Source organism: Prosthecobacter algae, assembly GCF_039542385.1.
GTDB classification, from domain to species: Bacteria; Verrucomicrobiota; Verrucomicrobiia; order Verrucomicrobiales; family Verrucomicrobiaceae; genus Prosthecobacter; species Prosthecobacter algae.
This window is the reverse complement of sequence record NZ_BAABIA010000004.1, coordinates 536,802-559,235: the sequence shown is the minus strand read 5'-3', so window position 1 is coordinate 559,235 and position 22,434 is coordinate 536,802. Positions and strand designations below refer to the sequence as shown.

11 protein-coding genes are annotated in these 22,434 nt (G+C 58.6%); 5 read left to right on the top strand and 6 right to left on the bottom strand.

Annotated features, from left to right (window positions below; genetic code table 11):
- Positions 1-273: 273 nt before the first annotated feature.
- From ABEB25_RS12115 to ABEB25_RS12100, 4 genes are read left to right on the top strand one after another with little or no spacing between them, the layout of a single operon-like run.
- Complete coding sequence (locus ABEB25_RS12115; protein ID WP_345736671.1) at positions 274-2,172, top strand: AAA family ATPase; 1,899 nt, start codon at positions 274-276, stop codon at positions 2,170-2,172.
- 8 nt (positions 2,173-2,180) lie between these two features.
- On the top strand, positions 2,181-3,299 hold the full coding sequence (locus ABEB25_RS12110) for a sensor histidine kinase (RefSeq protein WP_345736670.1): 1,119 nt from the start codon (positions 2,181-2,183) through the stop codon (positions 3,297-3,299).
- An 8-nt stretch (positions 3,300-3,307) separates the two neighbouring features.
- Positions 3,308-4,378 (top strand): response regulator, encoded by a 1,071-nt coding sequence (locus ABEB25_RS12105; protein WP_345736669.1) that lies wholly within the window; start codon positions 3,308-3,310, stop codon positions 4,376-4,378.
- Positions 4,375-4,539 carry a hypothetical protein gene (locus tag ABEB25_RS12100; protein WP_345736668.1) on the top strand — a complete coding sequence of 55 codons (165 nt, stop codon included), beginning with the start codon at positions 4,375-4,377 and terminating at the stop codon, positions 4,537-4,539. The genes ABEB25_RS12105 and ABEB25_RS12100 overlap by 4 nt, the downstream gene beginning before the upstream one ends.
- Here the strand turns inward: ABEB25_RS12100 and drmC are convergent.
- The 6 genes from drmC to drmD all read right to left on the bottom strand — a co-directional run bounded on the left by drmC (position 4,509) and on the right by drmD (position 20,636).
- On the bottom strand, positions 4,509-5,288 hold the full coding sequence (gene drmC / locus ABEB25_RS12095) for a DISARM system phospholipase D-like protein DrmC (RefSeq protein WP_345736667.1): 780 nt from the start codon (positions 5,286-5,288) through the stop codon (positions 4,509-4,511). The two genes, ABEB25_RS12100 and drmC, sit on opposite strands and share 31 nt — an antisense overlap.
- Complete coding sequence (gene drmB / locus ABEB25_RS12090) at positions 5,285-7,144, bottom strand: DrmB family protein (protein ID WP_345736666.1); 1,860 nt, start codon at positions 7,142-7,144, stop codon at positions 5,285-5,287. Before drmB ends, drmC begins: the two co-directional genes overlap by 4 nt.
- A 5-nt stretch (positions 7,145-7,149) precedes the next feature.
- The gene (drmA, locus tag ABEB25_RS12085; protein WP_345736665.1) at positions 7,150-10,632 is read right to left on the bottom strand and encodes a DISARM system helicase DrmA; all 3,483 of its coding nucleotides are present in this window, start codon (positions 10,630-10,632) and stop codon (positions 7,150-7,152) included.
- Positions 10,633-10,696: 64 nt separating this feature from the next.
- Positions 10,697-12,760, bottom strand: coding sequence for a hypothetical protein (locus tag ABEB25_RS12080; RefSeq protein ID WP_345736664.1), 2,064 nt, complete (start codon positions 12,758-12,760; stop codon positions 10,697-10,699).
- Positions 12,761-12,765: 5 nt separating this feature from the next.
- Positions 12,766-17,385 carry an Eco57I restriction-modification methylase domain-containing protein gene (locus tag ABEB25_RS12075; RefSeq protein WP_345736663.1) on the bottom strand — a complete coding sequence of 1,540 codons (4,620 nt, stop codon included), beginning with the start codon at positions 17,383-17,385 and terminating at the stop codon, positions 12,766-12,768.
- Between the two features lie 11 nt (positions 17,386-17,396).
- Positions 17,397-20,636: a DISARM system SNF2-like helicase DrmD gene (gene drmD, locus ABEB25_RS12070; protein ID WP_345736662.1), complete on the bottom strand. Its 3,240-nt coding sequence runs from the start codon at positions 20,634-20,636 to the stop codon at positions 17,397-17,399.
- 824 nt (positions 20,637-21,460) lie between these two features.
- Between drmD and ABEB25_RS12065 the strand changes: the two genes are divergently transcribed.
- A complete protein-coding gene (locus ABEB25_RS12065; RefSeq protein WP_345736661.1) occupies positions 21,461-22,318 on the top strand; it encodes a hypothetical protein in 858 nt (285 codons plus the stop codon).
- The last annotated feature ends 116 nt before the right edge of the window (positions 22,319-22,434 follow it).

Genomic DNA, 22,434 nt, shown 5'->3' with positions numbered 1-22,434 from the left:
CTGTCGTGTGATTTTGATTCGGGTGCCGCGCTCACAATTTGTGGGTTGGCGACACAGGACGATGACCTGTCAATTAAGTCTGTATGCCGGGTAATTGATGGAAAGGGCATGTCCGTATGGGAACCCATGGCTTATCCTTTTATCACCCGTCCGACCCGCTGGTGGCCCATATGGGAACCGCATGGGAAACCATATGGGAAAAATTCAACCCGTATGGGAAAACGCCGCTATTCGGAGGCAAGGAGCGGGTAAGCTGAATAGAATGGAACTACTATGAAACGCCAGAAACCACGCACATTGCCTCACCACCGTATTCAGCGTCTCCGCATTGTCGGAGGATTCCTTGACGGGCTGGACATCAGCTTCGCCGACGGCCTCAATTGCATCATCGGCCCCCGAGGTGCCGGTAAAACCACGATCCTTGAAATCATCCGCTTCGCCCTCGACGCCATGCCAGGACGCGAGGGCGACCCACTTCGCAAGCGCATTGAATCCGTCGTCACATCGAACCTCGACGGCGGCCGTGTTGAACTGATGGTTGAAACCAAAGACGGGCAGATTTACAAAATCATCCGGTCACCGGGCGAACCGCCCATCGTGTTGGATGCTGGGGGTGAACCATTGCCAGGTGTGAAAGTGCGCGGCGGGCGTCTCTTCCAGGCGGACATTCTCAGTCAGAATCAGATGGAGAGCATTGCCGAGAACCCGCACTACCAACTCGACCTTATCGACAAGTTTAGCGATGGCGAACTGGTCGGAATTGATGGGGAGATTTCGGCCACCCAGGGGCAGCTTGAATCCAACGCGCGAGAGCTGCTGCCACTGCTGGCTAGGCAAGCGGCGCTGGTGACCGAAACGAAAGAGCTGCCTTCGGTGGAAGCTAAGCTCAAGGGCATGCAGCAGACTGCCGGACCCAATGCTGAGGCCATCAATGCTGGACATGCGCACAGAGCCCTTCGCGAACGCGAGGTTATGGCGATCGACGAGGTGCGCAGGATGTGCGCGGAAGCCGTCAAGTCCGTGACCAGTGCAAAAAACCGGCTGGGCACTGAGATTGACTCTCTGATCAATGCTGAAATCACGGGAGGGCCGAACGGGGCTAGAATGCAGCGTATTGCGGAGGCGATGCACGGAGCGATCCGGGAATTTGACCGCCTGCTCGACGAGGCCGTGATCGCGCTGAGAGTTGGCGGCAAGACACTGGTCGCTGAAAAGGAGGGGCTGGAACAGGATCATATCCGGCAGGAAACTGCCTTCCGGCAACTGCTCGACAAGCACAAGGAGGCGCAAACCTGTTCAACGGCGCGCACCATGGAGGAGAAGCGGCGCAACGAACTAATCTTCAAACAACGCGAACTCGCGGACGTGACCCGGCAGGTGGCGCAGCTTGATGATGAGCGCCGCTCACACCTTGGTCATCTTTCCAGTCTCTTTGACAAACGATTTCAAATTCGCCACGAAATAGCTACCACGCTGACCGATGATCTGGCACCGTCCATTCGCGTCACCGTGCGACAATGTGGGGATCGCGACGCCTACCGGGCTCACTTGGAGACTGTGTTCCGCGTTCCTACGATCAAGGGAGGCATCGTGGCCCGCAAGGTTGCCGAAGCACTCCCGCCGCAGGAGCTGGTGCAGATGGTGCGCAAAGGCGATGGCCAGGCCATCGCCGAGGCTTGCGGCCTGAACTCCAACCAGGCTGAGGCCGTGATTTCGATCCTGTCCCAGCCGCAGAATCTTTTCGCTCTGGAGCTGGTCGAGATGCATGACGCCCCTTCCATCGAGCTGTCGGACCGTGGGGAATTTCGGGACTCCTCGGCATTGTCCACCGGACAGAAATGCACAGCCATCCTGCCGATACTTCTGTTCGATAGCGTCAACCCGCTGCTAATTGACCAACCAGAGGACAACCTCGACAACAGCTACGTTTTCGAGACGGTGGTGCAATCTATCCGTAAAGTGAAAGCAGGCCGCCAGATGATTTTTATCACCCACAACCCAAACATTCCCGTCCTCGGCGAGGCGTCCATGGTGTTCGTCATGGATTCCAATCGCACCCAGGGCGGTGTGTCGCGCTCGGGTGATGTGGACAAGTGCAAACGCGACATCGTGACAATCCTTGAGGGTGGCGAGGAAGCGTTCATGGCCAGGAAAGAGCGCTACAATTATTGAACTCTGACATGGAAGCTTCAGCGGACGATCTCGATTCATGGCTAGGCAGGCTCCAGTCTGATGCCGGAGACGTGCCGTGGCAGCAGCGCCAGGAATGGGCGCAGACAGTTTCAGATTATGTATGCAACATGCCCGTCACTGCGCCAGTGCTGGATCTGATTCTGAGACTGGCGCAGGATGCCAAGTGGGATGTCAGGCTTGTGATCGCACGCCGCCTGTTTTCGTTTCCAGAGGAAATCTTTGAGTCGCTCGTCAGCTTGCTGGCACAGGACACCAATGCCTATGTGTCCGAGGCCGCCCGGCTAGCGATGGCGCGGCGCATTCCGCGCGACAAGAAACCCGCGCGCAACCGGCACAAGGGGCTCCAGTCTTTGGTGGCTGAGATCAGCCGCAGCCACGGTGCCATGGCTGCCAAAGCGGCCTCAGCATTTGCCGACCGACAGACAAACGAGGTGCTGCTGTCCGTGGCACACGACATCAAGACCATCCTCACCCCAGTGCTTTCAAACCTTGAATGCCTGACAGACACGGAAGCCCTTCCTAAAGCGGATGCAGCACGTCTTACGAAAATTCGCCGGGGGCTCGATGATCTCCAGGGATTGCTCACGGCCATTAATGCGTTTTCGCGCACAATCCGGATCGAACTGCGTGAAGAGGACATCGCCTCACTGGCCGCCGAGGCTGCGGAAAAGGCGCGCGATAACGTTTCTTCAGACCACAAGGACGCCACTGTGGTTGAAGTGCTCCTCGACATTGCTCCGGGACTGAGGGCACGGGTGTCACGTCCACACCTGATGATGGTGCTCACCAACACGATACAGAACGGCATCGAATGCCATGAGCAACGATTTAAGTTCCGACCGGGCTCAGTGAAGGTATCTGCAACCATTGATGCGGACACCCTTCGCATGACCATCGCAGACACGGGAGGCGGCGTCAGTGCGCGCGATCTGGAGAAGTTGTTGGATTTCATCCCCGGCCATAGCTCGAAATCCAAGGGCAACGGCTACGGATTGCCCATTGCCAGGCGCTATGTGGAGGACCACGGGGGCACGCTCATGCTGTCATCGGCAGAAGGAGTCGGGCTCACCGTTGATATTCAATTACCAATTCAGCCGTTCACCTGACTCGCATCATGCCGCACGCACTCGTAATCGAAGATGATGATGGAGTTCTCGATGTCGTTCGAGAAAAGATGATCTCGATGGGCCACTCCCACGATGTGGCATGCTGCCAAACGGAGGCGGAGGAGCACCTGCTCAAGACAGCCTATGATTACATCCTGCTGGATCTGGCTATCCCGGTAGCCTACAAAGGGCGGCCTGATCGCGAATACGGGCGCAATCTCCTCCACAAAATCAAAGGTGAGCTTGGCCATTCTCTGACGCCTGTTGTTGTCATGACCGCAAATGACATCGACTCCTACCACCTTGCCGTGGAGTTACTGAAGGAGGGAGCCGAGGATTTTGTTGGCAAGCCCTTTGGGGAAAAGCATCCGCTGGAAAAGAAGATACGGACTGCATTGGAGAAGCACCCGGCCAGGGATGCCTGTGCCGAGAAGAGTGATCCGGTCACAAAAAGCGACAGGCCTTGCCAACCCTTGCGAGAGGTGTTCCTCGATTTCTATCCTGACCGCGTCGAGTTATCCGGTCACAAGTTGTCGGGGCCGGCTAACTCGACGCAGACGCGCAAGGTTCTTGATTTGCTCAAGCACAAGACGCTGACCGCTGACCGGAAAGCCTACGACGGAAACTACATTGGAAAGCATGCTCTCGGAATTCATGACAACGGGCAGAAGGCGGCCGCTGACGCGGTGCGGCAGATTCGCGAGGCGGCTCAAAGGATTCTGAAAGAAAAGCAACACCTGGAATGCGGAGGAAGCGACATCATCACCAACCGCGACAAGGGCTACGCGTTCGGACCGAAAATCCGCGTCCGCGATGGAGGCCCTGATGCCGAGGAGGCAGAAAAGAAAAAGTTCACGCAGAAACAGATTGCCGCACTCCGTGAACTGCGACGGGACAGATTGCTGACCAGAAAAATGCTTGGGCAACGGCTCAATATCAGACTGGATGCCCTGGACAAGGAGATGGGACCTCTCGAACAAAAGGGGTTGGTGGGCAGAACCGGGGCAGGAGCCGCAATGAGGTTTGAACTGAAGCTCGATCCACTTGCGGTTGGCTCACCACAAAATGCTATGAAATGAAACTGCTCGCCCTTGTCATTGATGACAATGTCCGTGCTCGTGAAGTGGTGGAGGACTGCGTCGCAGAGCTTGGGCATTACTTTCATGCCGTCGGCTCCAAGAGCAAAGCTTGCGCTCATGTCGAAGTCGATCAAATCAAACGAGCAAGAATTTCACCTTGAATCAAAGCTTTGAAGTAAGTGCTCAGAGCCTTGGGCTCATAGGAACCGGAAAGTTCAATTCCCACTTCAATGTTCTTCTTCTGGGCGGCTTCGGTGAAATTGGCTGAGGTGACGAAGCAGCGCTCTTCGTCAGCGAGGACGAACTTGCAATGCATGGAAGCCCTGTCACTGGCTTTGAGGTGTAGGGATGCTGGGAAGTGATAAACTTTTGGGCGAATCTCCCATGGCCAATGCTTAGTCAGGAAATCTCGGCGGTAGGCTTCGATCACTTGCTCTGTGAGCGTGGTGTCTCCGTATTTCCGGGGCACGTTGAGGATCAGAGTCACGTTGAGTTTGGGGTTCTGAACCATCGCTTGGTAGATGGGTGCAAGGATCTGGTCCCCCTGGTAGAGCGCGAAAGTGGCCAGCATCAGCTCACGGCGGGCATGTTGCACCACTTCGATGAATCTTGAGCCCGTCTTGAGGATCTCTGTGTTTTCGATCTCGGGGCCGGTCACCACTAGGGTTTGTGCGAGAGCCAGATTACTCGCGCCTTCACGAGTTTGCAGGATCGCTTCAATGATCGCGATGGAGGCAGCAGGTGATAGCTCTCGCTCCTTCAGATACTTGTCCAAGTGCTGCGCTTGTTTGGCAGAGAGCGTTTGCTGACGGAGGCCTTCGGCATTGGCACCATATTTGAGCGCTCCATTCTGAAAGGCTGAACGGAGGGACTCCAACTGACTGAGGCTCAGTTCAACGAATGGGTTCATAATGCTTGGGAAGAAAAGAACTCACAGCCGAGGTCTTCCAGAGTGGGGATGACGAGCGCACGGTCGAGGTATTGATTCATCTGCTCACAACAAGTTTCCGGCAGGTGGGTGCAGCAATGGCAGGCGCTGCCCAGGAGCAGATGGTTGGGATTGTTCGGTTGGGGCTTGGCGTTGGAGCAGACCGGGTCAGCAGAGCATATGGCTGCGCTTTCGAGCGTGGAACGGAAGATGCCACGAATGCATTTCGCGGCTTCTACTAGGCCCCCCAGTGTGCCTTCGGCATCCGAAGTGCCGGTGTAAAGCAGGATGCCATAGTGCCCAAGCGCCTGGTTGCAGTAAATGCGCTCTTTGATGGAACTCGCCGGGTATCCGCATTCCAGGGAAATACGCTGAAGAATCAGGTGGGAGAAGGTGTGAAGGAAGTAATAGGCCACTCCATGAAACTGATTTGGATCGCGTTGTTTGGCCTCCGCGTGCAAAGCGTATCCGGCCCGCAGAATTTCTGCTCGTTCTTGGACAGGCTTCCGCGCCATCCAGGCGTTGATTCGTTCCGGAGAAAAGTGGAGGAAAAAGCCTTCACCTCGGTTCTCGAAGGCCGGGATGATATTGATCTTATCCTTCGCCAGCGGGGCCGGAGTGATGTTGAGATCCATGTCGAGTTCTCCATCCAGGCGTTTGCCTGCGGACTCGAAGCGGGTGAAGCCAACCTGCGCGACGACTTCGCGCAACCTGTCCACCAGCACCACCTGCTGAAGGCATTCTGCGAGCAAGGCATCATCCTGCCACAACTCAGGCGGCAGGTGGCGGATAAGGAAGTCACCGTCATGCTGGTCGTTTTCCATCGGCTCCACCGGTCCGGTGATGGCGGCGAACTCTAGGGTCTTTGCGCTCATATCCTGCTGGGAAGCATTGGACCGCAGCAGTTCGAGCGCTTCGAAGACCTCCTGATTGGATCTGCCTCCCAAGCTCGCGTTGAGCGCGCCGTTCATCAGCCTTGCCATCGCCAGGATTTCCACGCTCGTGACGATTTGGAGGTCGGCCTCAAACTTCCGCAACACTGTCGCCAAGGCTGATGACCGCTCGGGGATCGAGATCACCGAGTAGAGCTGAGGGAAGTAGGCGTTGCTGGCACTGCGCACGAGGAGCCTGGATACCCGTCCGCATTGTTCCCGGCTGAGCGGCCCGAGCCAGGGTCGCCTGCCGGTACAGCTTCCCAGGGAATGCTGGTCCTTCTGCGCGGCGGCCAGGGTCCGGCTCTCTCCGCATTCACAACTGATCACAATGTCCGACAGCGCGCCGGAGTTGCCCCGCTCCACGAGATACAATCCCTGCATGGCCTTCGGACAGTTCCGTGAGGTTTTGTGATGTACGAAGGCTAGCCAGTCGATGTCATCCACATGTCCGCTTTCACACGCCCGCACGAATCGTATGGGCACCACCTTGTGACTCTTCCCCTGTTGGTCGCGGTAGTCGCCGTTCCTCTCCAGCAGATGCTTGCCTACCAATCGTCTGCCCTTAGCTCCCTGGCGATCTTCGATTTTCTGCACCACATACCACTCTGGGAATTTCCAACCTGTCACCAGTGGCGTCGCCCCGGTGTATTGGAAGGATTCCCTCATGCGCGGTGGCCGGCGCAGTTCCACGTCAGACAGCGTGTGGCCGAAGGCTTGGTTGAGATACTCTGCCACGCGTTTGCTCAGCCGAGGTTCGCGGATCAAGTGATCGGCAATTTGATCCTCCCGGTAGGTCCAATGGTCAGGACCGCTGATGATGACCGCCGCATCTGGCAGGTCCACCATGGCCCCGGTGCCGAAGGTGGTGATGAGTTGGCTTGAGCGAAGTTGCTGAATGGACATGCGGGTTAAGCGTTTGGTTGGGCGGGAACGGGAGCGGCGTGGATGCCTCCCGTGATCGGCTCATTGAGTTCCTTCACGGAAAGCTCCGTGCTCGTCTCCACATCACGCATAGAGCGGTTAGCCCGGAACTTGCGGAACTGCTCTGGCAGGTTCTCCACCGCCGTATCCAGAAAGTCATGAAGCAGAGCCGCCGCACCGCTTTGGCGATCCTCACGCTGGTATTGAATGCTAGAGTTGTGCTGGTTACGCCATTCCGTTGCGATAGCCTTCCAGTCATCCACCATCACCCGGCAGCGGTTCAGGACATAATGATACACCTGGGAGGCGGGCATGGATGGCAGGTCGTCAGGTCGGTGATCACGCGCACGCTCCGCCATGAGCTGGCAGAATTGTTCCAGCCGGGCATTGAGCTCCGGGGAGAGGATGCGCTGCGCCCCGAGAGCCGGTGTCATGCTCTCCACCGCATGGCGGATCATACCCACCATTGCCGCCCCGAGAGCGCGGTCCAGTGCTCTGGGGGAAAAGGGCGTGACGCTCGTAGCTTCCACGGACCGATAGAACGACTGGTGATAAAGCTGGAACTGCTCAAAGTGAGATCTGTCCCTTGGCTTGTGCGGATTCAACAGGGTGATCACCAGGCCAGGGCGCGTCACCTCACGTCCCACGCGGCTGGTCGCCTGGATGTATTCGGAGCTGCCTTTCGGCTGCCCCAGAACCAGCATCAGGCCCAGACGGGTCACGTCCAGACCCACGGAAATCATGTTCGTCGCCAATACCACATCGCAGCCTTCTCCATCGGAGTGCGGCTTGCCCATTTTCTCCTTCGTCGCGGCGATGTCCTTGGTGGAGACTCGGGAGGTTAGCTCGCGGATCTGGCTCATGTCGATACTCCGGTTCGAGAAAATCGGATCAGCGGGCTCCAACCGCTGGCGGTTAGCGAAGCGGTCCAGTTGCATCAGCACTTCATCCTCCACGATGCGCCTGCTACCACCCAGCTCTCGCAGACTGTTGAAGTAGCCAAGCAGCGTCATGTAAGGATCGGCGCAGGCTTTCGCCTCGGGATCGCTGCCGGAATAAAGCGTCTGCGTCCGGCTCATGATCGCCAGCGCCACCCGCAGGAACACCTTCTTCAAGCTGCGTCCTTGGGCTGCCACTCCCAGATACAGCCGCCCGTTGGTCTGGCCGTCCTCGGGGTTGATTGCGACCGTCTTGGCGAAAAACGAATCGTGTCGGCTGGTCCCTGGCGAGGGGAAAATGCGCGTCGTTGGCCTGCCAAAGAGCGCCTGAATCTGCCGGTTCGCCCGTCGCACCGTGGCGGTGGAGGCGATGATCTTTGGCACCCGCACCTTCTGGCCGTCGATGGAGAAGCGCTCGCACAGCTTCTCGATGGCGACCTCATAGACCCCGGCGATGGTGCCCAGCGGACCGGAGATGAGGTGAAGTTCATCTTGGATGATCAGGTCCGGCCCTGGCAGCACGTCTTCCATTTTGGTGCCCTTGGGGGCGTCCATCGGGCCGTAGAAGCCAAGCGCGTCATAGTAGTTAACGCGTCCCAGTAGCGCCCCTGCACGCCCTTCCCAGGGCAGCGCGGCGAACTTATCCACCGTGGCGATCAGGAAGGCTGGTAGTCGTCGGTAGATTGTTTCGTCCACAGTCAGGATGGGCAATCCCGTGCCTTGGGAAAACTGACACTCATAGTTGTGGCAGGTGATTTGGAGGTTCGTTGGTGCTTTTTCGGTCGGCACCATGCGGAAGCTGGTTTTGCCAAATCGCGTCTCACACCACGGACAGCTTTCCAGCGGGATGGGCGCAGGATTGGCCAGGTCATTTTCACGGAAACGTTTGGTCTTGATGTAGGCCGTGTCATCCTTCCCTGGCCCGCTGTAGCCCTGGTGGCCCAGACGATTCGGGGTCGCGCCGGAGCCCACCCAGAGCCCGATCTCAAAGGGCCATGTGCCCAGAGTGGCGGGATCTTTCCGCCGTTCCAGTTCTAGGGCACAGATCAGTGCGGCGGCGCGGCCTAGCTGGTCCAGCGTTAGCAGCCGCAGCGTGTAGCGCATCAGCACACTCACTCCGGCGGAGCGGATGCCGGGGTAAGTCAGCCGCCGGTGCAGGAGTTGGAAGGCAGCTAGGCCCAGATACGCTTCCGTCTTGCCGCCCCCGGTTGGAAAGAATAGCAGTTCCACCATGCGCCGTTGATCGTTGTGCGGATCAGCCAAGCCCGGCAGGTTGAGCAGGATGAAAGCGAGCTGGAAGGGCCGCCACTTGATCTTCTCCCGTGGCACCTCCTTCAGGCGGCGCGCTGCGGCCTCCAACATGCAGTGGTTCGCCAGCGTGAACGCACGGAAAGCCTCAGCATTCGTTTCCAGCAGGGCGATCCCCTGCTCGATGCGGTCCGCCGCAGCACGGGCTTCATTGACCAAATTCAGCGCCACGTTCCGGCGCTTTTCCGTCGTCAGGCTTTGAGCCTCGGCCAGCCGAGCCTCAAGCCATTGACGGTATTGCACCACCAGCGGGCGCAAGGCAGCGCCCAGTAGGCCAGCATCCGTGAAGCTGGCCAGCGCCTGCATGGAGAACTCCACCTGCGGGATGTCACTCGCCACCACCCGTTCCACCTCGTAGCGCGGCACCCAGCTTGTCTCCACACTGTTCACCATCGCAGCGGGTCGGCTGTCATACACCACGCTCACGCCGTGACCGATGCCGTAGTCCAGCACATCGCGGAAATGCAGGTCCGCCAGATCATGATCCGGGTCCGAGTGCAGGGTCGTGGCCAGACCGCGCAAGTCGGGGCGTCCAACCAGTCCCTCGGCGCAGGTCACGCGCAACACCGCCTGGTAGGCGCAGGCGCGGTAGGAGTGGTCCTTGTCCGCCACCCGGTTGTTCACCAGAAACACCGTCACCGCCCGGCACCCTGGCGGGAGCGCCCCATGGCTTTGGGCGGGCCTGGCGATGCAGGTCAGCATCATACCGCCCGCGTCCCCAGTTTTGATCTTGCTGCCAGGGATCTCCAGCTCCTCAGCCTCACTGCTGTGCAGCGAAGGCAAGGCTATCGACATCGTCACCGCTCTAGGCAGCCGCCGGTAGCCATACAGCTCCTTCGGCTCGCCCTTCTCCCCCTTCGCTAGATATTTTTCCTCGATGTAGTCTCCCCACTCCACCGCCACCGAGATCTCTTTCGCGCCCGCAGGCACGATCACTGTCAGGCCCATGGAGGCGGGCAGGTAGTTCCCGCCGGAGGCGGAACGGTCCACGGGTGCATTGTCATCGTAGCCGCCGGAGACGGGCGCTTCGTCGATCTCATCCTGCACCGTGTCATCCAGCTTCGTGTCCATGTCCGCCTTCACCGGCACCAGGAACCCGGTGAGATACCACTGCGTGGGGGAGTCACTTAACAGCTCGTTGGCGCAGGCATGACTGTTGCGCGGGCCGATCAAGTCCAGTTCAAGGTTTTCGGCGAGGTCCGTGCGGGTTTGGCTGGGAGTCATGGTTTTCGAGAAGGCAAATGCATTCGTTCTTCAGCTTTCAGGCAACACCTCATAAAGCATTGGGCTACTCCAGATTTACCCCCAACAACCTTCCCTCGTCCGTCGAAGCGTCCAAGACTGGCGTGAGTCTCCACGGTGCGCGGTTAAGGTGATCAGGTGGAGCTTCAGTGGTAGTGATGATGTATTGAAATGGTGGCTCAGTGCCAAACAACTCCGCCCATTTTTGGACTGTGGTGAAAATCGACGAATAAATCCCTCGGGCGAGATCGGACTCGCGTGGGCTGTCGTGCATGAGGAACCGAGGATGATGGCAGTCCCGATTGGTGGTGCCAAACACCATGGCCGCTAAGTCGAAAGCTAACCATTTGCTTACCTTCAAGGCCGCACTTTCACGCTTCCCTCCAAACACAATTTCTGGATGGATGGATTTGCCAGCCTTGATTTCCACCTCGCCGGTCACTTGCCTCCCAAGCAACTCTTTGGCGAAGTAGTCATAAAGACGTTGGAAGGCACGCACTGCTGTGTCGTGTTGTTCAGACAGTTTTTGTAACGCGGCGGTCAGCTTTTGTTTTTGATCATGATGTTCATCAATCGCCGCATCCCATGTCTTCAAGTCTGCATACGACTGTTTGAAAGACGAAAGATACGTTTCGATTTGACCCGCCTGTAGGTTTGGAAAGTTGATCTGAGCAAGCTCCGCAGCGTGACGGGTTCTTAGTGCGTTCACTTTCGCCTGCGCAGTGTCTAGCAATGCTTTGCGTTCAGCCACCACTTTGTTGCGACGCGCTAGTTCCACCTTGTCGCGAGAGATCTCGTCTTCCTTCGGACTCTTGGGCGAAGCGGCAATCTGCTTCACAGCATCAACAACTTCGTCATCGTCAGTGGGCCGTTGTTTGGCGATTGGGCATTTGGCTCTCCATGCATCGTTCATATCATGCGAACAGTAGCCAGGGAATGGTCCCAGCCCTTTCATCATGTTGTTCATCACGTCCCGCCTTTTCGGCTCAATTCTCGGGGCAGCCGGAAGGGTTTCTCCTCTGAGTTCGGCCTCTTTTTTCGTGATCACATCTTCAAGTTCCCCAGCCCATTCATCTGCGAATGCCCACGCTGCCCGAGCCAAGTCGAGTTCCTTGATGAAGGGGGCAATTTCCTCCTCATGCCGAAGCTTGGCGGGCTCTAAGTTGACGCTTTCTCGGAGCTCTTTGACATGCTGATCCAGGTTCGCCTTCAGCAGGTCAGCTTCCACATCGTCTGGATTGGGAATCTTGGACCCTCCCAGAACCTGGGAGAGACGGGAGCGGTCATTCTCGACGATGCTTTCTTTTCGAGGGCGCTCACGGACCTTCTTTTCGTGCTGCTCGTATTCACGCGCGTATTTTTCCAGCAGTTCCTTCTCCTGACTGTTCAAAAGCCCCAACACCAGACGAAGGATGTGTCCTCGGTCATCATGCGACGGAACTGGGCTTTTGTGTTCACTGTCCTTATGTCGCCATTCCAACAGCCCACTGTAGTGGGCTTCTTGATCCCGTGAAAGCCATGGAATCAGGCGCTGCCAATCCAGTTCCTTTTGCGAATCAGGCAAACGCTTTTGAACCACCCCTCCAAGTGCAGCAGACTCCAGCGCTTCTTGATACTCCTTATATCCCTGGCGCGGCGGCTTTTCGGGGTAATCAAAGCTCAACGACTCACCTTTGAAGGCGAATGAGTGGTGCCCGTGATCACTGAGCGGGCGACCCACCAGCCAACGCTGGCCGCTGACCCAGACCTCGCCCACCAGCCATGGATTATCGAAACGCTGCCGCAAGCCTTCAAGGAACGCCGCTGTCCCAGCAGCGTCTTCGTTCAAGAGATGGCGTATGAGACGGCAAAAGGTTGATTTCCCCGCACCGTGGCCGCTGAGCCGATTCTCTTCTGGATTGGCCCCGTCTGGGTTCGCCCACAGAATGTTGAGCCCTCGGTGGAGGGTGAAGACTCGGAGCTGATTCTCCTCCACAGGTTTCCAATTTTTGAACACGCCAATCTTTGAAACCCAGATGGCAGGCTCTTCACGCCCTGGCAGAGGAACAAATGAAATGGGAGGCTCTTTCAGAGTCAGTTCCAGTGATGGCTGTGAAGTGTCGGTCTTCATGGGAATCAGGCGGCGAGAGCAAACACTTTTTGATCAAGTTGAGCCAGATCGAACTCCTCCAATTCAAGCTCCACTTCTTCTGCAAAGGGTTCGGAAATTCTAAGTGCTAACCAGGCATCATAGCAAACGTGTGGTTCGGGGTTCATGACGAATCCATCCTGAAGTTGGAAGACAGGCTCGCCCGACGGGCGTTCTTCCACTGCAAGTTTCCTCCCACCGAGGTTGATGAGCGCTTGCAGCAGGTGTTCTGGGCCAGCGACTTGATCCCAAGTCTTTCTCCAGGACTCTACTCGTTGCCTATCATCTGGCAGAGCATGACTCGCCATCAGTCTTGGGATTGTCGCCAGGATGTAGGAGTCACGAAGGCGCTTCCATGGCAATGGGCCTTGAGCTTCGTGAAGCAACGCCGCGACCAATGCTGTTGCATAGATGTTGGGATCACTCTCCTTGATACGAGGAGCCGAAGGCGGCCGGCGACCGTCTGGAACAACCGGTGCCTGGAAAAGAGCAAGATCCTCAGGTCCAAATTGCAAGGAGGCCTGCGCTAGGCGCGGGGTGTCTTCCTGGTTTGAAGCAGGTTGTTTGGGGACCTCTTTCTTCGCCGCCTTTTGGGTCGCTTTCTTGGCCGGGGTTTTCTGGGCGGCTTTCTGAGCGGTGCTGCTGTGGAGTCCTTGGCGGACTTCTTGGGCGTGGCGTTCGGCGTTGAGTTTCAGGAGGCGGGCCAGGACTTCGTCGCGGGTGGCGTCGGGCCAGCGGTAGCGGATGCTTTTGGGGACGGGGTCGCCGCCTTCTTCCTCGGGTTCGTCGTAGTAGTCGGGGATGAAATCGCACACGGTGCGGCCGGTTTCCATGAGGTCGCTCCAGCCGTAGGCGGTGAGGACGGCGTGGTCCATGGCCGTATGGAGTTCGCGCAGACGGAGGATGCCGGGGGCGGTTTCCTCGGGGTCGTGGAAGCGATTGTAGGTTGACGTCAACCCCTCGCTGTTCGTCACCAACAGCTCAGCACGGAACTCGTAGTACGCCTGACCCGCTGCCTCTAACGCCGAATCGGTCTCCCACCCTACTGGGAATGGAAAGGTTTCGAAGCAGTCGCTCGGGGTGTAGCGAAGGCCATCCTGGAATGATGAGCTCATCATTTGAACCCACGTCATGTGAACTCTCGATTGGAGACATGCAAACTGCGCGTTTCCTCTGTCCAGGATACACACATGAGGACCGCCAATTATGATGTTTGCGGGTATCCTACAGAAGGCGAGGTGTGTGAATGGTCCAAACGAATGAGCCAGTTGTGTTTTATAGGATGCCTTTGCTTCAAACATTTTGGTGGCCAACTCGCCGAACCTCCACCAATTCAACTTACGGGATTCCCGATTATTAGTCTCGCGCTCGGGCTTAACTCGTTCTTCGATGAGGGCGAACAAGTCACTAAACTGTCGTGCGCTCTCTTCAGACATTCCCCCGAAATAGATTACATGCCGGTGGGGGGTATGAGTTGGGTTGTTTAGCAATTCCGACCCTCCAATATACGGCAATACAACGGACCCATTGACAGGAGTCCTGTCCAGTAAGTGATGCATTAATGACACTGGCCAACTGCCTTTATCCACCTTTGTATCGTCAAAGAAAAAGCCGTTGCCTAAAGGGATTGCCCCCTGAAAACTGAGGGTAGAGTTTTCGATCAACGTTTCGGGAGAATTATGGCTCCCGCCGTGAAACAGATACGCACTGATGAAAGAAGTTTTTTTCCCATCCAAATATCTGTCCCCGGTGAAGATGCCTCTATGAAGGTGAACAGTTGAGACCGTGACTGCCGCAATTCCCGGCCATTTGATGCGGCGTTCAGCACTATAAATTTCTGCGTTGGGCGAAGCTTTCGTGCAAAGCCAAGCAAGACCACTCTCGCGAGTATCACCTTGTCCTATCGTATTTGTAGTGACAAAACCAACATTGCCATGCTCTCGAACATGGTTGTATGCCCTTCGAAAGAAGTGGGCGGCTAAGTCGGCGTTCCCGTGAGAGTTGAGGTGCTGGTGTTGCAGAAAAGGTGCATAGTTGTCTGCATTACCTGCCGATATTGTGTTTTTGCCGGCATAAGGCGGGTTTCCCACAAATGCGTCAAATCCAGCGTTCCCGCGTGCGAAGATTTCAGGGAACTCGATTTCCCAATGGAACGGGAGGACAGGATGCGGCGCGCCTTGGCGGAGCTGGGCGACGATGGCTTTGACTTCGTTGGTCTTGGTGAAGTTCTCTTTGGCATCCTTGGTGGAGGCGATCTCGATGAGGGTGTCCAGGTAGCGGTCCCGCAGCTCGGCGCGGGCGCGGGGTTTGTCGCCATTGAAGAAGGCGGCGACACAGAGGTCACCGGTGCGGCGTGCTTTTTCGAGTGCGGTATCTGCGGCCTGAAGGAGTTCGGCTTTGAAGCCGGGGAGCATGTGGTCGCCGCCCTCGAGAATGCCAATGCGCTTGTTGATGGCGACTTCAATGCTTTTCTCAAGCTGGTCTTCGCCGAGCTGGCGTTGTTTGGCCTGATCTGAGCTAAGATCCCAGTGGAAGGCGATGATTTGCTTCTTGCTCAATCCGACGAGAGCGTCGCCGGAGCGCAGGGAGTGATCCAGGAAGGTGAAGGGGTGATCCTTGGCCAAGGTGGCGAGCCAGAGGGAGAGCTTGGCGAGGTCGGTGGCCATGGGGTTACGATCCACGCCGTAGAGGCAGCGCTGGGCGACGAGGCGGCGGGCGTGTAGTAGCTCGTCCTCATCCGGCGGGATGACTGGCCTGTCACCGTAGTGCTGCCAAGCGGACACAAGGGCATCCCCGAGCTGGCGGCAGCCCTCTACAAGAAAAGCACCAGAACCGACGGCGGGGTCGCAGACTTTGAGGTCGAGGATTTGCTGAGGCGTGGGCTTGTCCCCCAACCGCGCGAGGATGGGCTCCAGGGTCTTTTTGACAATGGGGGCGGTGAGGGCGCGCGGAGTGTAGTGTGAGCCGGAGCGGCGGCGCTCATCGGTCGGCTGAAGGATGAGGGAGCCAGGCGGTGCCTTCTCCGGGGAAGCGGCGTGGGCGATCTTGCGCTCCAGTGCAGCAATGAGGTCGTCATGGCTTAGGGCGTCCTTCAGGGCGGTGGCGGCCTTGCCGGTGATTTTATGGTCAGTGGTCTTCTGGAGTTGCTCGGCGCGTTTGCCAGGCTCGGCAGCCAGCAGGGCGTCCAGATCCAGGAAGGCGGGTACGCCTTTACTCTTGGCAGGCTTCAAGGCGATGGAGGTGCCCTGGGCAATCTCCAAGGTGAAGCCGATCATGGTCTGATACACTGAGCCGATCTGCTCCACATCCAGCGTGCGGTAGGAGAGGCGCTCCCCCTGGAGGATGAGGAGCTTTTCCAAAACCCGGTAGAGCGTGCCATCGGATACAGTGGGCAGGCTGTGGGCGGGATCACGGACATCGCTGCGGTCATCGGAGCGACCTTCCAGGAAGGGGAAGCGCTGCGGATCAAAGAGGTGCCCCAGGCGGGCGGGCATGGCGAGGTCCCGGTGGTAACAGCCGCTGTGTATGAGGCGGGAGAGGGTGAGTATCTGCGGCCAGGAGCCGAAGCGCTGATCCATGGTGTCGTGATGCAGGGCGGCATCCCGGCGCAGGCGCTCAAAGAGGGCGTGGAGGGAGTAGTGCTGATTGAACAGGGAACTGGAGGGCAGCAGGCCGCGATCCTCCGCAAAGAGCAGGAAGACGAGGCGAAGGAGGACGGTGAGCAGGCCATGATATACCTCGTCAGGATCACGCGCCATCGGCCCACGCAGCAGATCACCATGGACACGGGCATCGGCAGCCTGGAAGCCGCGCACCAGTTCGTAGAGACTCTCCAAGACCTGCTCTGCCAAGGCGGTGGAGACGCTGGCCTGCATGGTGCGGCTGTGCTGGAGCAGTGCCGGGAGTTGGTTCCTAGCATCCCCCAGGAACAGCATGGGGCGGCCCAGCAGCAGGTCCAAGGCACCGAGGATAGGGCGGCCCATGGTGCTGAGCATGTCCGCGTAACGGAAGGTGAGGTGGCCGGGATTTTCCCCTTTAGGGGCATAGACCAAGCGAATGGCACTCTTGGAATACAGCAGCCCGATGGGGATGCCTGTCTCACGCAGCAGGCGCTCCAGACGCCGAGTGGCGGTGGTCTCCCAGGTGTTGGCCTGGTTTTCATAGACCTTATCAAACTCGCCCTCGGGATGGCCGGAAGGATAGAGCAGAAGCTGGAACGGTGACTGGTCTGCCGAGAGTTGCTCACGCTGGCTGCGAGGGAGATGCAAGGCGGCGAATGGCGCGAGAACCTCTGTGCTTTCCTTCAGCAGGATGTGGCAGGAGTCAGGCAGATCGGCGGCGTTCACCCACTCCTGGGCGGGCCATTGCAGGAAGTCGATGGCGAAGGCCTTGAAGTCGGTGACTTCCACGGTGCCGGTTTCTTCATCGTAACTCTGAGCGGTGCTGAGGTGATCAATGAGTTCGATCTGACGCTGGCGCTGGGCTTCCTGATAGTAGTGGCCTTTGTCCACCAGGGCAGCGGCGGAGACGACGAGGCCGTCCGGCTGGAGGTAGCCGAGCCAGCGCTTGTGGGCTTCAAGGGAACGAATGATCTCTGGGGCAGGCATGAGCGGGGGGATCAGGATTTCTGAGGCCAGAGATAAACGAGGCCCACGGGCTCGATGCGGGGTGTCTTGATCTCGTAGAACTCGCGGATGCGGGCGGGCTCCTCGACGATCTGGATGGCGTAGTCTTCCAGCCACTTGCGCTGAGCCTTGGCCTCGCGCTCCACCTGGGCAATATCATCAGCGGAGAAGCCGAGGGCGAGTTCGAGCTGGTCGGGGGGCAGGGTTTCGGAGAGCTTGGCTTCGACGCGCTTTTTCTGGGACTCTAACAGGTGGATCATGGCCTTGGCCTCGGCTTCGGCACGGTCCTGGAGCTTCCGGCGGGCGTCGGTCTCGGCCTCTTTGGCCCTTTCTTCCAACGCGGGAAGCAGCGCTTTGATGTCAGCGGGGATGGAATCTAGGAGGAGCTGCTGAGAGGCGTCCTGAATGGGTGCGGACTGACTAAGCAGGGAGCGCTCCAGGATCTCCATGGTGCGGGCCTCGGCATCGCGGCCATAGGGCTTCAGAGGAGCATCGCCACGCTTCGCAGGCGGCTCCCAGCGGGCGGTGACGGTGATGATTTCCTCATGCAGCCGGGTGGCGTGCTTTCCAAAAAGGCCAAGCCGCCCGAGAAGGACCACGCGGGGAACGGAATCGTCCGACTGCGCCAGGCAGGCGCGGGAGAGGTCGTGATTGACGAAGCCCTGGGAGAGGAAGCGGGAGAGCAGCCGCTTCGCGACGCGATGACCGAGATGAAGCTGGACGCTGGAGTCATCAATCGTGGGCGGCGCAGTGAAACGAATGGGCCGGACAGGGCAGTCCTTCCGCCACTGGTGATCCCGCCGACCTTTCTCTGGAGCGACGCGAAGGGTATCCAGCGTGGCGGTCCAACTGGGGTCAAGAGCCTGCTCAGTGGCGACATTGGGGAAGCGATAGCAGGTCGCGCCATCGGCGGCAGTGGTGTCCGCGACGAGTGGTGAGTAGCGGTTCAGCTTCAGGGAGGTGGAAAGCGCCTGCTCAAAGGCAGGGTGCGAGTAGTTGATCCAGCGGCGGGCCTGCTCGATGCGATTTTCCAGCATGGTCACCTGGGTTTGCAGGACATCCTGCCGCTCACGGGCGGCTTCGAGTTCCGCCTGGGATGCGGCCTGCTCTGCGGTGGCGTCTTCGGCGTCGATGCTGGCGACCAGCTTCGACACATCTGCCATGGTGATGCCGAGTTCGAGTTTCTGAGCGATGCGGCGGTCCAGCACCTGGGAGAGGCTGCCGAGTTCCTGCTGGATGCGGGCGGTTTTTTTCACCAAGGCCTCCAGCACGCGGTCTTCCTGGCGCTGCCGATAAACGAAGTAGTGGCAGTAAACCGTGGGCTCCGGTTGGAGCTTGCGATCAATGCGGCCATTGCGTTGCTCCAGGCGGCCCGGATTCCACGGGATGTCGTAGTGGAACAGGTGGTGGCAGTGGGATTGGAGGTTGATGCCTTCCCTTGCCGCGTCGGTGGCCAGCAGGATGCGAATGGGGTGCCTGTCCGGGGCGGCATTGAAGGCAGCTTTGATGGCCTCACGGACGTCAGATCCGGTGGAACCTCGGAAGATCTGGATGCGCTGATCCGAGCGGTCGGTCCCGCCGATGGCTGCCAGGAGCATGTTCCGCAGGTAGGTGAGGCTGGCCTCCCACTCGGTGAAAATGATCACCCGAATGTCTGTCCAAGCCGCGCCTGTCTGAACGGGCTGACCGCGACGGGCAATGCCGGGACACTGATGCTGGGCGATCCAGTCGAGGAGCTTGAGCACCTTCGCATCCGGCTGATAACGGGCTTCATTGGCGAGCCCGACCATGTCGCGGAGGAGGGTGGTGGCTTCTTTGTCGAGTGCGATGATGGGATCGGCTTTTTGCAACTCGGAGGCGAGCAGGTTTTCCTGTTCCTCTTCATCGAGCAGCGCTTCCTCGGAGTCGGGGTCGATGCCTTTGGCAAGGAAGGCGATGCTGGCCTTTGGCGAGAATTTCCGGTCGGCTGTCTCTGCGTGCTTGCCGATGGTGCGAGCGAAGGCTTCCGGGCTGGAAAGCAGGCGCTGCTGCAAATGGGAGAAGACGATGAGTGAGCGGTTGCGGATGTGCTGCTTCTCGTTTTTCACCTGCTCCTCCCGGATGGCCTGATAGCGGACCATCATTTCGCTCAGGCGCAGCTCGGGTGCATTGGCAGGCAGGCCATCAATATCAATCTGACGGACCACGCGGTCCGGGAAGCCGCCTTTGAGCGCACGCACATCGCCTTTGAGACGCCTGACCATGACATCGGTCAGATGGGACTTGGTAACGGGGACGCCACGGACAAAGCGCTGCGGGTCGAGAATCTCCAGGAGGGCTGAGAAGCTGTTGGAATGGCCGTTGTGCGGCGTGGCGCTCAAGAAAACGCGATGCTCGAAGCACTGGGCTAGATCCCGAATGACGCGGGTGAAGCGGGAGTCGATGGCGTATTTCGAGCCACTGGCCGGGGCTGCATGGTGCGCCTCATCCAGGATGAAGAGAGACTGAGCCTTGTGCCCACCGAGCCATTCCCGAAGCGGGGCGGCATAGGTGTCGTCAATCAGCAGGCGATGGGAGACGAGGAAATGCGGGTAGGTAGTCCAGGGATTGATGGCGAAGCCCTGCTGCTGGCGCACGTTTTCGATGTATTCCCGGTCGAGGATCTTGAACTCCAGGCCGAAGCGGGAGTCGAGCTCGGCGCGCCACTGGTGAAGCATGGAAGGCGGGCAGGAGACGACGACGTTTTGAACCCGCTTCCGCAACAGCAACTCGGACGCGATGAGGCCCGCCTCAATGGTCTTGCCCAAACCCACGTCGTCCGCGATAAAGAGATTCACACGAGGGAGGCGAAGAGCTTTGTGCAGTGGCTCAAGCTGGTATGCGTCCAGGTTGATGCCTGCACGGAAGGGAGACTGGAAGAGGTTGGGGTCCGTCGCGGTGACGCAATTCCAGCGGAGCGTGTTGTAGAACGAAGCGAAATACTCGCGTGAATCGAAGTCGCGGTTCCCATATTTCAGGCCAATGGATTCCCAGGCCTGCTGAGTGAGAATGCGGGTGTCTAGCTCTGCTTCCCAGAGGACGGAGGTCAGCTCCCCCTGCGAAGCGTCCTCCAAACAAGCCAGCTCCACCGTGGTGCCGTAGGGTGCCCATTGAGCAGACTCGACCACATGAACACGGGACCGGACGCGAACGATGTCACCTGTGGACGGTGCCTTCCGTGATTCGGTGTTATTAATGGGTGGGGAGGGCGGCATTCGATGCGTATCAGGTGGGTCTTAATGCGAATCTAGGCAGTTTTTCAAAGATTGTGGGGCTTTATTTTTCGCCTGTTCTTAAATGATGCCTATGCCGGTTTTCCCTCCGCCTGAGAGGATGGTCTGGGGCCGATTCGAGCCTCGAGACTGCGCAATCGTTTGTCTGCTGCTCTAGGGTAGCTTAGACAGGCAAATCGGATGCATTGGCACCTTGTAAAACCATGCGAATCACAGCGCTGGAAGCCCATTCGTGCATGACAAAACATGACAACCGAAGCTCAATACCTTGCGAAATGGTTCATTGGCACCCGCGATTACCCTTGAAGGAACGCCCGGAAATACGAACATTCACACATGGACCAAACACCCGCGCAAGCCCAACGGGATTCCGCACCCTAGCGAAGGGTTAGAGCGAGTCTCACGAGCTCAACCCTGGTCCCCGCAAATCGGACACCCCCTCCCGTCGAACCCCAACGGGGTTCCGTCCCTCCCATCATACGCCCCCGTCCACCTCGCCAGTGCCTCGAGAGGAGCGTGGACACTCCTGTCCGCATCTAAACCCACCGGATGCGCAGCATCCCACTCCCATCATCCGCCCCAAACACAACATCTACGCGCCCCATGCATCCCACATCCGCCCCCTTACCACACATCTTGTTAATCCTGTCATCCTGTTAATCCTGTAAAAAAAGCCCATCCCCACCCCCGAGTCCCGTCCGCCCCAAATCACCCCCTCCCAAAACTCCACCCTCAATACCCATCAATTTATCACTTTTAACATCGCTAAACATCATTTACAATGATCCAAAACCTGCTCTTCCGCCATGCACCCGCTCACCCTGCCAGATCCCCGCCACGAAGCCTTCGCCACTCATCTCGCCTCCGGCCACGATCCCGTCACCGCCTACCTCCAGGCCGGATTCAGCGCCAAAAATGCCAATCTCCGCAGCCGCCAGCTTGCCCGCTCACCGGAAATCGTCCTCCGCACTGCCCACCTCAGGACCTGCCTCCCCCAGATCGCCGAGCTCCGCGACCGTTTCGCGCCCTCGCTTCTCCTCATGCCCCAGACCCGCGAAGAAATGCTCGTCTGGCTCTGGCAGATCATGAATGGCAGCCGCCCCGCACTTCCCCTCCAGTTCCGCGCCGCCGCCCTCTACTGCCGCCTCCAGGGCTGGCATCTCAACCGCCCAAACCGCAGCAGCCAGACCGAGGCCATTTCCCCAGCCGAATCAGCCTCATCAGAACCCGCCCTCTCCGACACCCAGCGCGCCCTGCTCGCCAGCCTGAACCGCCAAACCCTCGCCAGCGACCTCACCGGCCTCCCACCCGCAGAGGAAGCCCTCACCCGGTTCACCTCCCTCATGGCCGACCTTCATGGATTAACCGCTCAGGCCCCCACACCGCAACCCGCCAACCCCTCGCTCACGGAAGCACCTCCTGCCAGCCTGGCCGACCACCCACCTCTCCCCATCTCGTCCCCATCCCAATCGCCTGATTCTCAGGCACTTGCCCCTACCCCATCCCCAAATGGGGAAAAATCCGCGCTTCCATTAAAGACTCCTCATCTCCCCACGGCAGCCCGGCCAAAGCCACCCATCCCCGCCCTACGCCTCATCGCACACCCATCCTCCTTCCCCGACCTCCACCAGCCGTCCAAGCTGCCTCCGCGCAAGCTTTGCTAAACACACTTATTGTTATAAAAAATCTAAAAATAGGGCGGATGGCAGACTCGCTCAGGCGCGAATCTTTGGTAAAAAGAGGGGAAAGAACAACGACCTCCATCTTTCACCAAAAATCT

Coding starts and splice junctions, on each gene's coding strand:
- drmC (WP_345736667.1), bottom strand. CDS start 5,288: ATGAACCCATTCGTTGAACTGAGCCTCAGTCAGTTGGAGTCCCTCCGT.
- drmD (WP_345736662.1), bottom strand. CDS start 20,636: ATGCCGCCCTCCCCACCCATTAATAACACCGAATCACGGAAGGCACCG.
- ABEB25_RS12065 (WP_345736661.1), top strand. CDS start 21,461: ATGCACCCGCTCACCCTGCCAGATCCCCGCCACGAAGCCTTCGCCACT.
- drmA (WP_345736665.1), bottom strand. CDS start 10,632: ATGACTCCCAGCCAAACCCGCACGGACCTCGCCGAAAACCTTGAACTG.
- ABEB25_RS12115 (WP_345736671.1), top strand. CDS start 274: ATGAAACGCCAGAAACCACGCACATTGCCTCACCACCGTATTCAGCGT.
- ABEB25_RS12075 (WP_345736663.1), bottom strand. CDS start 17,385: ATGCCTGCCCCAGAGATCATTCGTTCCCTTGAAGCCCACAAGCGCTGG.
- ABEB25_RS12100 (WP_345736668.1), top strand. CDS start 4,375: ATGAAACTGCTCGCCCTTGTCATTGATGACAATGTCCGTGCTCGTGAA.
- drmB (WP_345736666.1), bottom strand. CDS start 7,144: ATGTCCATTCAGCAACTTCGCTCAAGCCAACTCATCACCACCTTCGGC.
- ABEB25_RS12110 (WP_345736670.1), top strand. CDS start 2,181: ATGGAAGCTTCAGCGGACGATCTCGATTCATGGCTAGGCAGGCTCCAG.
- ABEB25_RS12080 (WP_345736664.1), bottom strand. CDS start 12,760: ATGAAGACCGACACTTCACAGCCATCACTGGAACTGACTCTGAAAGAG.
- ABEB25_RS12105 (WP_345736669.1), top strand. CDS start 3,308: ATGCCGCACGCACTCGTAATCGAAGATGATGATGGAGTTCTCGATGTC.